The organism is Flavobacterium soli DSM 19725, assembly GCF_000422705.1.
In the GTDB taxonomy this organism is placed as follows: domain Bacteria; phylum Bacteroidota; class Bacteroidia; order Flavobacteriales; family Flavobacteriaceae; genus Flavobacterium; species Flavobacterium soli.
Genome location: NZ_AUGO01000001.1, coordinates 664238 through 680451, shown reverse-complemented (window position 1 = coordinate 680451; position 16214 = coordinate 664238). Strand labels below are relative to the sequence as shown.

Below are 16214 nucleotides of genomic sequence, written 5' to 3'. Positions count from 1 at the left end.
CTAAACTGGGCCATCGAAAACGTGGTCATCCAACAACAACCTCTGATCGTCAAGATTCAGCTTCAAAACGGACAGATCCTCAATAAAAAGATTGTCTATTAGGAAGGTTAAAACCTATGGAACAAAAAGCCTAAAAATGATATAAAAAATCAAAAACTAAGACCAATACCCAAAAAAAATCTTGTACTGAAAATCACTGTGCAGGATTTTTCGTTGGAAAGACTAACAAAATCCCTTCACAAAAAAACTACTATAAGTTTTATTCGTATAGACTTTAAACCCAAAAAAGAAAGAGTTCAAATTGTAGTTTTAAATAGAGTAAAGCCGTATCAAAGCCATACCAAAGCCGTATCAAAGTCGTACATAAGCCGTACAAGCCTATGTAAAGTTACTAGGTATATGGCGATACAGCTGTTATTTTAAAAAAACAAACCACCACATCCCCGATTTTTTATCCCTGATTCTACTTCTAAAACAGAAAGTTATAAACACGAAAACGTTATAGTTGTGTTTTTTTAACGCAACCTTAAAATCTTGTAAATTTTTTGTTAAATTTACTATTCCCAAATTCTTTAAATTACTGCAACTCATACATTTTGGAAGCTTGATTATTACTTTAAACAACTTCCGATGATGTCAATAACATGCGTACGTGTTAGCTTTTTTTTAAATCACAACCACAAAAAATGTTATGAGAAGAATTATTTTACGAATGGGAAAACAAAGGGGAGGAAAAACAATTCCAAATCCTCTCAAACCAATGTTTCAAATTCACAAAGTGGGAAGAAGCATCTACTTGTATTTATTTTTAGCTTGCAGTTTTATTTTTCCCAAAATCCTTGTCGCACAGACTACTGTTGTTTATACTATGCAGGATGCCTATTTCCCAACACAGTTTAATGACGGAGGGGATTTTTTTAATAACGGCACAACCGAACTAGGCATGTGGGCAAATTCTGGAAATAAACACACTGTTGCTTGGCGAACGTTTAAAACAGCAGGAGATGGTTCAGGGTCTAATCGAGAACTTCAAGTGGGTGATGAATTTAAAATTACGGTCAACAGCAGGCAGGTTCGTGGAGAAATTGGATTTTCATTAAACTCAGGAGGAAGCTCTGGTTCGAGTTACACCAATAGGACGAGCGGATCGAGATTAAATTTCAAAACAGAAAATTTCACTGCTTGGAACGCCATCGGAACTGCCATATCAAGTTTGTCCTATAATCCTTTTGGAACTGCCAAAAATTTTGAGTTTACCATAAAAATAACTTCCAATTCCACGGCAAATGTACTTCTAACGGTTGACGGAACAACCTATCCAGTCAACGGATCCGGATATAACGTTTTTATGAATGGTTCAGGAAATATAGATTCTTTTTCTATCTATGGCTTTGATATAAATGACGGAAGTAGCAATTTCGATGTTTATTGGAAACAAACCTCAACCGTTACCAACACAAAAACAGTAGAGCTGGGCTATTTTTTAGCTTCTGGAACTTATACTCCAGGCCTTATTACAGATGGTTTGGAAGCCAACAGTACAAGTACTAATTCTGTTAATGCTATTCTTGTTGGTGGAGATGCTGGTTCATCTGTTGTGTTAAGTAGTGCCAATACTTATACAGGAACAACAACCGTAAATAATAATGCCACTTTAAAACTAGGCGTTTCATCCTCCGCTTCTACTTCAGGACCTGTAGGAACTCCCACAAATGGAACTACCGTAAATTCTGGAGGTGTTTTAGATTTGAATGGTTTTTCGCTAACAGGATCAGCTACCGAAAACCTGACACTTAATGGAACAGGAATTTCGAGTGGTGGTGCTTTAATCAATTCATCTGCAACAGCATCAGAATGGCAAGGAAATGTAAACCTTGCTTCAAACAGCCGAATTTCTGGAACTGGAACCATCACCTTAAATGGTGTTGTTTCAGGAAGCAATGCTTTAGAAAAAAACGGAACTGGCACACTTGTTTTGACCAATGTTTCTAATACCTACACTGGAACCACAACAATCAATGCTGGAGAATTTAGACTCAATCCAAGCACTACCACAGCAACTTTTGCCTCTCAAATAAAACTTAATGGAGGAAAATTAGGCACTACAGGAATTGCGACAGGAACAACCATAACCAGTTCCTCTACCTTGAGTTTGGATGCTAATAGTACGATTGAGTTAGGCAGCAACAACCACTCCTTCATATTTGCCAACAGCAGTGGAGTAACTTGGTCAGGAACAACACTAACCATTACGGGATGGACTGGAACTGCTGGAACATCTGGCACGGGAGGTAAGCTCTTCTTTGGCGTTGGCGGACTAACTTCAACACAATTGGGTAAAATTACTTTCTCAGGATTTCCAGGAACACCTATACTTTTAGGAACGGGTGAGTTAGTACCTCCTCCTGTGCCAATAATTACCAGCTTTACACCATCATCTGGCTATACGGGAACAACAGTTGTCATTACAGGAACAAATTTTACAGGAGTAAGTGCTGTCAGCTTTGGCGGAACAGCGGCTGCCACTTATACATTTGATAGTGATACTCAAATAACTGCCAAAGTTGCTACAGGATCAACAGGAAATATAAGCATTACTACTCCAGCAGGAACAGGAAACAGTTCCACTACTTTTACATTTAATACTGGTTATGCCACCAAACAAGATGGCGATTACAATATACCAGCAACTTGGTTGCAAGGTGCAGTACCTCCTGCTGGAGCAAATGTGGTAATCGATCATGCCGTTACATTATCTGCTGATGCAACAAATACCCCTACTTCTGTAACCATCAATACTGGCGATTCACTAACTTTTGATAATATTTCTTCCCAATTAACCACTACAACTCTCACAAATAATGGGACTTTAAATTTTACTGCAGCTGGAACTTTAAACATAGCTGCGGGAGGAACATTAACCAACAACAACACCTTTACGTCTGGGACGGGACTGGTAAACTTTGCCGGTGCAGGAACTGTAAACGGAAGTTCGGCAATTACTTTTAACAACTTTACTATTAATACTGGCGAAGTAACACTTCCAACAAGCTTAAGCACCATTTCAAGAATTAAAGGGATATTGGAGATAAAAAACGGTAATATTAAAAATCCTGTCATTTACGAAAATACCTCAACACTTCTATATAACGTTTCCTATAATCGTTTCGATGAGTGGAACCACACAGGTATAGGGACTATTGGCACCACACCAGGATATCCAAACCATGTTACCATAAATGCTGGAACATTTAATGTGGTTAATGGAGCAAACGCTGCACGTGCTTTGGCGGGTAATTTAACCGTTAATAACGGAGCTTCATTTAATTTGAATGCAAATAATGCTATTGTAACGGTTGGCGGAAATGCAACTACAAACGGAACAGGTGCACTAAATATGGGAACTACAAATCAGCCCTTAAACATTTTAGGAAGTATCTCCAATAATGGATCTCTCACACTATCTGCTACTTTTGGAGGCGATTTAAATGTGGGAGGGAATTTTACAAACAATGGCACATTAACTCACAACACTCGTGCAATAACCTTTAATGGAAGTATTGCACAAAGTATTTCAGGAACATCAACCAGTACCATTCCCTATTTAATAGCAAGTAACACATCGATAAATCCAGTTAGCATTGATGTTGCAACAAATATTTCAACTTCTGGAACTGTAAATTCAGGAATCCTTTTATTGACGAATAGCACAAATACCTATACTGGAACCACGACAATTAATACCTCTGGAGAATTCAGACTCAACCCAAGTAGTACAACAGCAACTTTTGCTTCTCAAATAAAACTAAATGGTGGAAAATTAGGCACTACAGGAATTGCCGCAGGAACAACCTTAACCAGTTCCTCTACCTTGAGTTTGGATGCTAATAGCTCAATTGAGTTAGGAAGCAACAATCATTCATTGGTATTTGCCAATAGTAGTGGGATTACTTGGGCAGGAACAACATTAACAATAACAGGCTGGACAGGGACTGCTGGAGCTTCTGGAACTGGAGGAAAACTGTTTTTTGGCGTTGGAGGGTTGACTATTGCACAACTTGATAAAGTTACATTTGATGGATATTTAGGAGAAGCTATTCTTTTACCTTCGGGGGAATTAGTTCCGTCATCAGTTACGGTAACTAATTTTAATCCAACATCAGGCTATACCGGAACAACAGTTGTTATTACGGGAACAAATTTTACAGGAGCAACTGCGGTTAGTTTTGGCGGAACGGTTGCAACCTCGTTTACAGTTGATAGTGACACTCAAATAACTGCAATTGTAGGAGCTGGAACAAGTGGCAATGTCAGTATTACTTCACCAGTTGGAACTGGAATTAGAACAGGCTTTACTTATATTTCGGGCTACGTTACCAAACAAAACGGCGATTACAATACCGCAGCTACTTGGCTACTCAATGCCGTTCCTCCTGCTAGTGCAAATGTGGTGATCGATCATGCCGTTACATTATCAGCTACTGCAACAAACACCCCTACTTCTATAACCATCAATACTGGAGATTCACTAACTTTTGATAATGCTGCTTCGCAATTAACGACTACAACTCTCACTAACAATGGTACTTTTGTTGCTGGACCTGGATTAGTAAACTTTAATGGAGGTGGAACAATTGGTGGAACAAACTCAACCACATTTAACAATATCACCATAAACGGAACAGTAACACTTGCTACCATTCCAACCATTAACGGAATATTTACAATAAATTCAGGAAACGTAACGGCTGCACCAATTTATGGAAATGCCTCTACTTTGGTTTACAACACTGGAGCGCCTTATACAGTTAATGTTGAATGGACAGGAAATGCTACAACAGCAGGAAACGGTGTGCCTCAAAATGTAACTGTAAACAACTCGACTTCTCTTACATTGCCAACAGCCAGCAGAGGAATGGCAGGAAACCTCGACATTACAAGCGGAACCTTAACCTTGAGCGGAACAGTAAGTACCGATTTATATGTTGCTGGAAATTGGACAAGAGCTTCCGGAGCTACTTTTAATCCAAACGGGAGAGCTGTTTTCTTTAACGGAAATGCGACACAAGTTCTAACCGTTACAGGTGGGGGAACAGAAACTTTTAATTATCTACAGATAAGCGGAAGCGGAACTTTACAACTAGCAACAGGAACAAATGCAACTATCAATACAAGCAATGGATTAACACTAGTTTCAAGCAATGCTACAAGCACCTTAGACCTAAACGGACAAACCTTTACCATTTCTGGCGGAGGAAATTTAGACCTAGCATCGGGCAACCGAAAAATAACAAGCAGCCTTTCAGGAGGAATTTTCAGAGTAACCACTTCACATTTAGCCGTTATAAATCCTGGAACACTTGAACTGGATACCGCAACCACTTTAGTATTAGAAACAGGACTCAATTTTGGAACAGGAAACCCAACAACGATCAATGGCACACTCCGATTGAACTCCGGTTCCTATGTAGATTTTCACGCCCCAAAATATGGCTCCTCCTCTACATTAAATTATAACTCGGGAGGATCCTATGATCGACGTATTGAATGGACATCCAATATAGGAGGAACTTTTGGGGTTCCACATCACGTTACATTGTCTAACAATACGAACCTAAATTATTCCTTTCTAACTGGAGCAAGAGGGATGACAGGCAATCTAACAATAAATTCTGGCAGTAATCTCTCCATGGGGAGCTGTGGAGGACCATTAACTGTGGGAGGAAACATTTCGTTGACAGGTTCAATGACCTTAGGCACAAATGCTGGCGATGATTTAAAAGTAGGCGGCGATATCACCTTTAATACTGGATATACTTTTAATGCAAACAATCGTGCCATTTTCTTTATAAAAAATGCAAGCTCAGGAACACAAACCATAACAGCACCCGTTGCCTCACCACCTACTTTTCATTATGTTGTTTTTGAAGTTCCGTCAAGCGGAAATGCCACTGTAGTATTGAATACGGACTTGTCTATAACCGCCCCAAACACTGGAAATGTAATTTCTTTTGGCAGTGCCAATGACATAATGGATTTGAATGGAAAAACGCTGACATTAGGAACCGCCAGTATAAACAATACTATTTTTGGCTTGGGTAGCTTTAAAGGAAGTAACTCGTCTAACATGAATCTTTTAGGAAATGGAAGTATTGGTACGGTCAATTTTACAACAGGCAGCCAAACTCTAGGTAATTTAACCATAAATCGTCAAGATAACACAATTGCAATGACACTGGGAACTCCCATAAGCATTGATGCTTCTTTAACCTTAACCAAAGGATTAGTAGATTTAGATGCCTATGATATGTCACTCGATCTTTCTACTACAGCAACTGGAGGGCCAACAAGCTATGTCATTGCTGATGAATCTGGGCCTTCTGGACGATTAAAAAAACGAGTAACCCTTATTAATAATACTTTTACTTTCCCAATAGGTGATAAAAATGCCTCCGCAAATGGTTCTCAATATACTCCAGCAACGGTAACTTTTAATACTGGAACTTTTTCAACCGCTTACATGATGGTATCAGTTCTCGACGATAAGCATCCTGAAATGGAAGCCTCTGCTGATTATCTCACTCGATATTGGAAACTTACTTCAGAAGGGATAACAGGTGCCGCAGGATATACTTTTTCAGGCAAATACCACTCAAGTCCCATGAATTATGACGTTTCTGGAATAGAAAGCAACTCAAAACCTGGAAGGTGGAACGGCATCCAATGGACAGAAGGTGGAACGGCAATTGGCACAACTGCAAACACCTTGGAAATTACTGTAACGGATGATGCCACAAGTTCCAGTATTAACGAACTATCGGCTGGATTTCCTCTTGGAGCTCCAGAAATTAATGTCGTAGGGAATAATGAAAACATTCCCGATGGAGATACGACTCCGGATGAAACTGACTTTACTGATTTTGGCTACAGCCCCACCACTCGATCAAGTACTTTTCTAATTCAGAATCTTGCTGGAGCAAAAGGGAATCTTGAAATCACTAACGTAACCATTGGAGGTACTGACCCATCCTATTTTAGCATTTCGACTTCTCCTGCTTCTTTAGTAGCAGTTGGAGGCACCACTTATTTGGTTATAAAATTTACACCATCAAATACAGATACTGAAATTCGAACTGCTACTGTTACCATCGAAAGTAATGACCCTGATGAAAATCCTTATACTTTTAATATCCAAGGACAAGGAATCGATTATATAGAATGCAGCTATGGTACTGAAGAAACAATTGCCATTCAAGATTTTGAGGACAGTCCTGCAACTCCAATTTGGGGTTACACCACGCCACTTCCTGCTGGAGCTACAGTTACTGGCGGAACGGCTTATGCAGCATTTGGAGATGACGGAAACTCTGATAAATTTATTGGAGCAAAAAGCCTTCAAATAAACAACGCTACTACAGAAATTATTTTTGACACAATTGACACTTCTCTTTTATCAGATGTAAATATATCAATGAGAGTTGGAGCATTTTCGACTGGCTCTTCATCAAACGGAATGGAAGGCGATGACACTGTTCGGGTTTCGATCAGTAAAGATGGGGGAACAACTTGGACGGACGAAATAGCCGTATCGGGATGGAGCCTGCAAAGCAAATGGAGTTTTACCAGTGGAACAGGCATTGGCACAGCCGTTTATGACAATAACGGAACTGTAGAAAATCAGTTTAAACCTCAAGTTGGCGGTTATTGTACAACAGATGGTTATAGTAGTTTGCAAATAACAAACTTGCCTTTGGTAAATTCATTAAGAATGAAAATTACTATTGAGAATGATAATGCAAACGAAATCTGGGCCATCGACAACATCGAACTCAAAGCAAAAAGAAAAGTATCAAAAACTTGGGACGGAACTGTATGGAGTGGTGATGGAAATCCTCCAACTGCTTCAGAGATTGCGATTATTGATGGAAACCTTACTTTGCCTTACACGATTGGAGCAACCACTTATGATACACTAGGAGGATGCGAATGCCAAGTAAATTCAGGAAATATGTTAACTGTTGGAAATGAGGATGGGACGATTCCAGCAAGCCTAGACTTTCAAGGTGCTTTACAAAATAGTGGTACTGTGCTACTCAACAATAATAGCAGTTTGTTGCAACACAATGACCTTGTTGTCAATACAGGAACTGTAACCATAAAACGAACCACGCCAGATTTGTTTCGCTTTGATTATACCTATTGGAGTTCCCCATTAACCTTGGGTTCAGGATATAAATTAGGAACAGATCCCGTAAGTCTTTCTCCACTAACTTTATTCAACAAGTTCTTTAAATGGGAACATGATGCCGATCCACAAGGTTGGGATCAAATCCCTTATGGAAACGAAGTGATGCAACCTGGAACGGGCTATATTGTTCGAGCCCCACAAACATTTGATGTTGAAGGAGCCGTTGGAGCTACAGCAACACCTTATACAGCCACATTTGTAGGAGTTCCAAACAACGGAAGGGTAGAACATCCTGTTACAGGAGATGAAACGGTTAGTAAATGGAACTTGATAGGAAATCCTTATCCATCAGCGATTGATATAGAATCCTTCCTTTTGTTTAATGAAGATTATTTGCATGGAACGATTTATTTGTGGACCCATAACACCCAGATCCAAAATGTTGGTGGAACAGGAACCTACCAATATAGCCCAGATGATTATGCTACTTATAATTTTAGCGGATCGACAGCTACAGCAGCAGCTGATTCCGGAGGTCTAGTTCCAAATCAATTTGTGGCAACTGGTCAATCGTTCTTTGTTAAAGGAATGATAGCCTCTTCGGCAAATGTTATTTTCAATAATTCTATGAGAGTTACCGAAAACAACAACCAATTTTTTAAAACAAGCCCAACCGAACCCGTAAGTAATTGGGAAAACACAGGAAAACACCGGATATGGCTAAACTTAACTGGAGAAAATGCTTTTAATCAAACAATGGTAGGCTATATCCAAAATGCTACAAATGGTTTAGATTGGGGATATGATGCAGATCAATTTGGAGGCAATAAAGTATCTTTATATTCTATCTTAGAAGACAAAAAATTGACCATCCAAGGTCGTGCACTACCATTTGAAGATGAAGATGAAGTGCCACTCGGCTACAAAACTACTTTGACAGGAAATCTAAAAATCAGCATCGATCATTTTGATGGACTATTTGAAGGACAGGATATTTATCTGGAAGATTTACTTTTAAATACCGTACACAATTTGAAAGCATCCGACTATACGTTTACGACTGTTCCAGGTACTTTTAATAATCGTTTTGTTTTGAGATACCTTCCCGAAGAAGTGCTTTCAACCCCAACAATTGATAAGATTGCAGGAGGTGTCATGATTTGGAAAGACAAAACGGAACTAAAAGTTACATCACTGTTTGAAAAGATAAGTAAAGTAAACGTTTTTGACATCTTAGGAAGAAAGGTTTTCGATGAAGATGCAATTAATTCAGAACGATTTAGCACGGACAATGTTGTACATCACCAACAAACCTTAATTGTGAAAGTCGTATTAAACGACCAAACCATTGTCACCAAGAAAGTGATTTTCTAAATTAGCAAACCTATTAGGCCGGAATATTTTTTTTTCCGGCCTCTTTATTATAGCTTACAAATATATTAATGTAGATATTTCTTGAAATTCTAGTAATGATTGGCATCAAAACAATTAATCCTGCAAAAATTGCAATAAAAATATCCAGCAACCCCATCTTGAGACCATAATAACAAAGCAAAAAAATCATTATTCCTGTAAAAACCGAAACTGCATAACTCACAAACATGGCTCCAAAAAAGAAGTTAGGTTCTACTTTATAGCGAAAACCACAATTGTTACAAGTATCATGCATTTTCATTGTTTGTGTTAAAACGTATGGATTTTTGTTCACATACATATGATCGCCATGACATTTCGGGCATGTTCCTGTAAAAATGCTGTAAGCTTTTGTTCCTTTACCAAACATAATAATAGTTTTTAATAAATTGATAGTGAAGGTATCCTTCCCTATTTATAGAACAAATTTACAACTACAAGAATACTTTCATATTGTGGAATTGTCGTAAAAAATTGGACTTTTAGGACTCTATTTCCTTTCTTTTGGCATCTCCAGCTTTTCATCTCCACAATCCACAAAACCATCATCTGCTAAGGGTTCTAATCCTATTTCAATCCTTGCTTTATTGGTGGCATCTTTCGTTTGTATACAAGGTTTACCAAATTGGGAGCCATAAAAAACCCTTCGGTTCTCTTTGTTTGTGCTTTTTGCCCAATAGTATTTGTCAAGAATAGAAGCGAAGTAACTTGCCTTTAAATTTCCTTTTTTTACTTCGCTTAAAAACAAATCGAAGTATTTTTGCTCATTAACCAAACGATGTGGGTTATGCAGGAGCACTGCTGTAAATGCGGCTCCAACACATTCATGTTGCATATTTTTTTCTCCTAGCAAATCCTTACTTGGATATCCATTTTGTGTCAAGAAAGAAACTATTCTATTAAAACTTAAAGTATCAATCTTAGGCATAATCTCCCTTCTATTAAAGTTTAAGCTAAAATCTCTAATACCTTGGTCTGAGCCATATATTTTGCAAAGCTCAAAAGCCAAACTGTCTTTGATAAAGTCCGATCGATCTGTTACAGTTTCACTTATCTTTGATTTGGTTTTGCATCCAAAAACGATAACTAAAAACAGTACTACGAAAATTAAGCATTTATATTTCATAAATAATGATTTTGAAAATTAAAGATAATATTTCTTCGTTAGAAACTACAAAAAACAGAAAAGCCCCTTCTTTCGAAGAGGCTTTTGTACCCGGAGCCGGAGTCGAACCGGCACGGTTTCCCACAGGTGTTTGAGACCAGCGCGTCTACCAATTCCGCCATCCGGGCTTAGCAGACGAAGAAGCAACAGCTTCATCGCAATAGAATTGATTGTAACACCAATTCCTTTAACACGGTGCAAATGTAAAAAATAATTTTACATATTCTAAAAAAAATACTCGAAATTTTCCTTTCAGAGTTCATTTTTATTCCTAAATTTGCACCTCGTTTCGGCGACACAACACTAACTAACTACTAAACAACAAATTAAAATGCCACACCAAGAACCGGAAGCAAAAATTTTTGCATGTTCTCAAAGTGTATATTTGGCAGAACAAATAGCCAAAAGCTATGGAGTTCCGCTAGGTAAAGTAACGTTCTCAAAATACAGCGATGGTGAATTTCAACCGTCATTCGAGGAATCTATCAGAGGTTTAAGGGTTTTTCTTGTTTGCTCTACCTTTCCAAGTAGCGACAACTTGATGGAACTTTTACTGATGATTGATGCTGCCAAAAGAGCTTCGGCTCGACACATTACAGCTGTAATACCTTATTTTGGATGGGCACGTCAAGATAGAAAAGACAAACCTCGTGTTCCGATTGGAGCTAAATTGGTTGCAAAACTTTTAGAATCTGCTGGAGCAACGCGTATTATGACAATGGACTTGCATGCAGATCAGATCCAAGGATTTTTTGAAAAACCAGTAGATCACCTGTTTGCTTCAACTATTTTCTTGCCGTATGTAAAAAGTTTAGGTTTAGACAATCTAACGATTGCATCACCAGACATGGGAGGTTCAAAAAGAGCTTATGCCTATTCTAAATTTTTAGAGTCAGACGTGGTGATTTGTTACAAACAACGAAAAGCAGCCAACGTGATCGACACGATGGAACTTATCGGAGAAGTAAAAGGAAGAAACGTCATCCTAGTAGATGACATGATAGATACCGGAGGTACTTTGGCGAAAGCCGCCGATTTAATGATGGAAAAAGGAGCATTAAGCGTTCGCGCAATTTGTACGCATCCAATTCTATCGGGAGAAGCCTACGAAAAAATTGAAAATTCCCAATTAAAGGAATTAATTGTTACCGATTCTATTCCGTTAAAGAAAGAATCAAACAAAATCAGAGTCGTGAGTTGTGCACCACTTTTTGCAGAAGTAATGCAAATGGTACAACACAACAACTCTATCAGTGGAAAATTCTTGATGTAGTCAGGAACAAACACTTTAACTAGTATTTTTTATTAATTATATATTTTTACAATGAAATCGATTACAATTAAAGGATCAGAAAGAGAAAGCGTGGGCAAAGTAGCTACTAAAGCCTTACGTAATGCTGGAGCGGTTCCTTGCGTTTTATACGGAGGAGATCAACCAGTTCATTTTTCAGCAGATGAAAAAGCATTCAAAAACTTGGTTTACACTCCAAACGCTCACACAGTTGAGATCGACCTTGAAGGTGGTAAAAAATTCAATGCAATTTTGCAAGATATTCAGGTTCACCCTGTATCTGACAAGATTTTACACATTGACTTCTTCCAATTACACGATGACAAAGAAATCACTATGGAAGTTCCAGTAAAAGTAACAGGAGTTTCTCCAGGTGTACTTTTAGGTGGTGTTTTACGTTTGAACACTCGTAGATTGAAAGTAAAAGCTTTACCAAAAAACCTTCCGGATTTTGTTGAAGCAAACATTTCTGAACTTGAAATGGGTAACAAATTGTATGTAACAAAACTTGTTGCAGATAACTACAAATTACTTCACCCAGACAACACTGTTGTAGCTCAAGTAAGAATTTCTCGTGCAGCGATGAAAGCAGCTCAAGAAGCAGCAAAAGCAGCAAAAGCACCTGCGAAAGGAAAGAAAAAATAATCTTACCATTATATTTCAAAAAGCACCAGCCTCAAAACTGGTGCTTTTTTTATTACAACCATTTCAATTTTCAGGAACGAATCGGTAGAGCATTTTCATCCCGAAGCTTCGGGACATATTCCTGCTTTCCACTCTATCTTTTCCTCGCTAAAGAAGCGAGAAAAAGGATGCCGTTTCAACCATGTTCACCGAACACTTATATCAATAAGTGCAATGTGAGACAATCAGGGTTATCCCGAAGCTTCGGGACAAAACCATTTGTGTGTTTGTAAACTTTCCTATCTTTGCCACATGAAATGGCTTACCAATTTATTCCAGAAACAAGAAACAAAAATTACAGAAAACACAGACCCAATGAAGAAATTCTTAATCGTTGGCCTCGGCAACATTGGAGCAGAATACGTCAATACACGTCACAATATAGGTTTTAAAGTCTTAGATTTTTTCGCCAAGAAAGAAGCCCTCACTTTCGAAACCGTAAAGCTTGGCACTTTAGCCGAATATAAATTCAAAGGCAGAACGTTCCTTCTACTGAAACCAAATACTTATATGAACCTTTCTGGGAAAGCCATAAAATTTTGGATGGATAAGGAAAACATCCCATTAGAAAATATATTGGTCATCACCGACGATTTGAACCTTTCTTTCGGAACTATCCGTATCAAACCCAAGGGAAGTGATGGTGGTCATAATGGTTTAAAAAACACCAACTTGGTTTTAAATACACAAAATTATGCCCGATTCCGTTTCGGCATCAGCGACCAATTCAAGAAAGGCCAACAAGTAGATTATGTTTTGGGTGAATGGGACGAAGCCGAAAAAGCAGCTCTTCCTGAAAGACTCGAACTAGCTTCAGAAATCATTAAATCTTTCGGAACTGCTGGATTGGAAAACACGATGAATGCTTTTAATGGAAAATAATTGTAAGGAAATAAGAAGGTTCCAGAAAACCACTGAAAACGGTGACCGTGACTGAACACTCTTTTTTTTATTATCTTTAGAAACAAATTAATTTTCTTGCCATGAAAAAAACAATTTTATTATCGCTTATTTCCTTCTTGATGTTGTCCTGCAACTGCAAGAAAAACGTTTCTCAAGAAAGTAAAAACATAAAACCACAAATTTTAAGTTCTTGTCCAGAAGATTACGAATGCTCCTTGGAAGTATTTCCTAACAAAACCATGATCGTCAAAACCGATGGCATTGGTGCAACCTTTTTTGAACTAGAAGATTTTAACGGAACAACTGTTTATCACTATACTTACAACCAAAAAACCGACAAGCAATATCAAGATGCGGGTTATAAAGAAGAAATAATTTTCGAACTCAACTCGTCGAATACTACGGATCTAAAATTATCGAACAAAGAACTTCAAAATACCAAAATGCTATTCGGCGTTTGGTGTTACTGCAAAGGAAAAGCAGGAAATTATAAAATCACAAAAGGCAATTTTTCTAAAATAGGAAACGAGATTTCGATAGATTTTCCTGCCGTTGTGGAAGATCAAAAAGTGACTAGATTGAAAATTAATCTGTAATTAAACGACTTTCAACTGACTTTTTGCTAATTCATCAATAAAGTAAGAAGGCTTTAAGCCAGAATAAAGCTGAAACGCATCAGAGAAATGTTGTGTGGTTGTAAAACCTGTCATCTCGCCTAAAGCTTTGATGCTGTACTTTTGCGTAATTCTTTCACTTTTGAGCAGGTCGATGGCATATTCAATTCTCAAATCGTTAATATAAGTACTAAAGTTTTTACCGGTGTAATGATTGATAACTTTAGACAAATAAGTAGAATTGGTTTTGAATTGATCAGCAAGTTTGTTTAGCGTAATTCCTTTTTTAAGAAAGAGCTGTTCTTTTTCAAAACGCTCGATTTTTTTTAATAAATTGTTCACTACTTCTGGATTGATACCGATATTTTTAGCAATTGGTTTCGGAGTTTCTTTAACTTCCACTTGCTCTTTTTGCCTTAACAACAAAGCTTCAAATTTTTGTTTGTATAATCGTTGCTTTTTAAAATATAAATACACGATACTCCCTAAACTTATTACCAGCAAAGCTACAAAACCTATATATATCCATGATTTAGCTTCTTCCTGCGAAAGTTCAGCTTCTAGGGATTCTTTTGCTTCAAGCAAACCTTTAGTATCATATTCCTTATGAATTTTACCTGACAAGTATTGATAATTTTGATTCAACACTTTATCAGCATCAATAAGCCGGTTGACATATTCCAATTGCTTCTCGATATTATTTTGTTTCTTATAATGATCGATGAGAATTTCGAAATTCTCTCTCAATTCAGGCGTCATAAAGGTTTCATCCGCCAAAACACTATCTACTTTAAAGAAATAAGACATAGCTTTTCCTTGCTGATGGAGTGCCAACAGGCTTTTCCCAATATAAAAATATAAAGTTGTTTCGGCAGAAATGTCTTTATTTTCTATAATAGTAGGAAGTGCCTGTTCTAGTTGCGAAACCGCCACCTCATAGTTCTTTTTAAAATACTCATTAATTCCTTGTGTCTTGGCAAAATATTGAACATCGAAGTCAAAGTTTTGTTCTTCTGCCGTTTTTATTCCTAATAATAGAATGGTAGAGGCTTGATCATATTTCCCTAAACTTATATAACATTTGGCCAAGCCACTTAACGATTTTAAATATCCTTTTTGATTATTGTAATCCTTTTTTTGCCCAAAATAGGACTCACATTCTTTAAAAAGAACAATAGCGTCTTTGTAAAAACCTAGATACAATTTTATGTTTGCAATTCTGTACTTAATTTTGGCTTTGAGATAATCATCATTTGTTTTCTCAACATACTCATTTGCAATTAAAGTAGCATCAAGCGATTCTTTGTATTGCTTTCTAAAAAAATAGACTACGCTTTTAGAATAATAAGCATCTCCTATTAAAGCATTGTCTTTTATCCTTTTAGCATAATAAATAGCACTATCTGCATAAACAAAATGTTTGTTTTCCGGATAATAAAAATGATAATATCGATAAAAATGGCATAACTCATGCAGATTATTTTCATTTCTTGCTTTTTTAACGAAATAGTCAAGATGGATACCTAGTTTTATACTATCTTTTTCGGAGTTAGAGATTTGGTTTTTTAAATATTCGTAGTCCTTGTTGACAAGAGTCCCTGAAATAGCTATTGCCTTTTTTTGAGCAAAAAAATACTGACTTGAAATAAAAAAGGCGAAAAAGATTAAAAACTGGCGTTTAAGCATTAACATAATCTGATATTTACTTACAATTATAACCATTTTTAGCACACCAAACACATTTTTTTTACCAGTTTTTTACGAAACACATCCCCAACGCAAAAAGCCAATAAAATCAATACTTTACAGCTAAAAACAACACACCGAATTTATAAATTCGGTGTGTTTTGGGTACCCCGAATTTATAAATTCCACGTTATATTGGTTGTGAAACTTGATTTGACCCCATAGATTTGTTGAAAAAAATATCACAAAAAAGTGATTTTACTTTACAGA

8 protein-coding genes and 1 tRNA gene are annotated in these 16214 nt (G+C 37.2%); 5 read left to right on the top strand and 4 right to left on the bottom strand.

Annotated elements, in window-relative coordinates; all coding sequences use genetic code 11:
* The first annotated feature begins 691 nt into the window (after positions 1–691).
* A complete protein-coding gene (locus tag G508_RS0103060; protein ID WP_026703947.1) occupies positions 692–9562 on the top strand; it encodes a choice-of-anchor D domain-containing protein in 8871 nt (2956 codons plus the stop codon).
* 13 nt (positions 9563–9575) lie between these two features.
* Here G508_RS0103060 and G508_RS0103055 read toward each other — a convergent pair whose 3' ends face one another.
* From G508_RS0103055 to G508_RS0103045, 3 genes are all read right to left on the bottom strand, one after another.
* Positions 9576–9971 carry a DUF983 domain-containing protein gene (locus G508_RS0103055; protein WP_035693854.1) on the bottom strand — a complete coding sequence of 132 codons (396 nt, stop codon included), beginning with the start codon at positions 9969–9971 and terminating at the stop codon, positions 9576–9578.
* A 120-nt stretch (positions 9972–10091) separates the two neighbouring features.
* Positions 10092–10727: a hypothetical protein gene (locus G508_RS0103050; protein ID WP_026703945.1), complete on the bottom strand. Its 636-nt coding sequence runs from the start codon at positions 10725–10727 to the stop codon at positions 10092–10094.
* 87 nt (positions 10728–10814) lie between these two features.
* Positions 10815–10894: transfer RNA gene (locus tag G508_RS0103045), tRNA-Leu, on the bottom strand.
* Between the two features lie 203 nt (positions 10895–11097).
* Between G508_RS0103045 and G508_RS0103040 the strand changes: the two genes are divergently transcribed.
* From G508_RS0103040 to G508_RS0103025, 4 genes are all read left to right on the top strand, one after another.
* Complete coding sequence (locus tag G508_RS0103040) at positions 11098–12039, top strand: ribose-phosphate pyrophosphokinase (RefSeq protein WP_026703944.1); 942 nt, start codon at positions 11098–11100, stop codon at positions 12037–12039.
* A 51-nt stretch (positions 12040–12090) separates the two neighbouring features.
* The gene (locus tag G508_RS0103035) at positions 12091–12702 is read left to right on the top strand and encodes a 50S ribosomal protein L25/general stress protein Ctc (RefSeq protein ID WP_026703943.1); all 612 of its coding nucleotides are present in this window, start codon (positions 12091–12093) and stop codon (positions 12700–12702) included.
* Between the two features lie 354 nt (positions 12703–13056).
* A complete protein-coding gene (gene pth, locus G508_RS0103030; protein WP_245569836.1) occupies positions 13057–13623 on the top strand; it encodes an aminoacyl-tRNA hydrolase in 567 nt (188 codons plus the stop codon).
* A gap of 101 nt (positions 13624–13724) precedes the next feature.
* On the top strand, positions 13725–14240 hold the full coding sequence (locus tag G508_RS0103025; RefSeq protein WP_026703941.1) for a hypothetical protein: 516 nt from the start codon (positions 13725–13727) through the stop codon (positions 14238–14240).
* On the opposite strand, the gene G508_RS0103020 is transcribed toward G508_RS0103025, so the two are convergent.
* Entirely contained in the window at positions 14241–15980 is a 1740-nt protein-coding gene (locus G508_RS0103020; RefSeq protein WP_084625906.1) for a helix-turn-helix domain-containing protein, read from the bottom strand.
* Positions 15981–16214 lie beyond the last annotated feature (234 nt).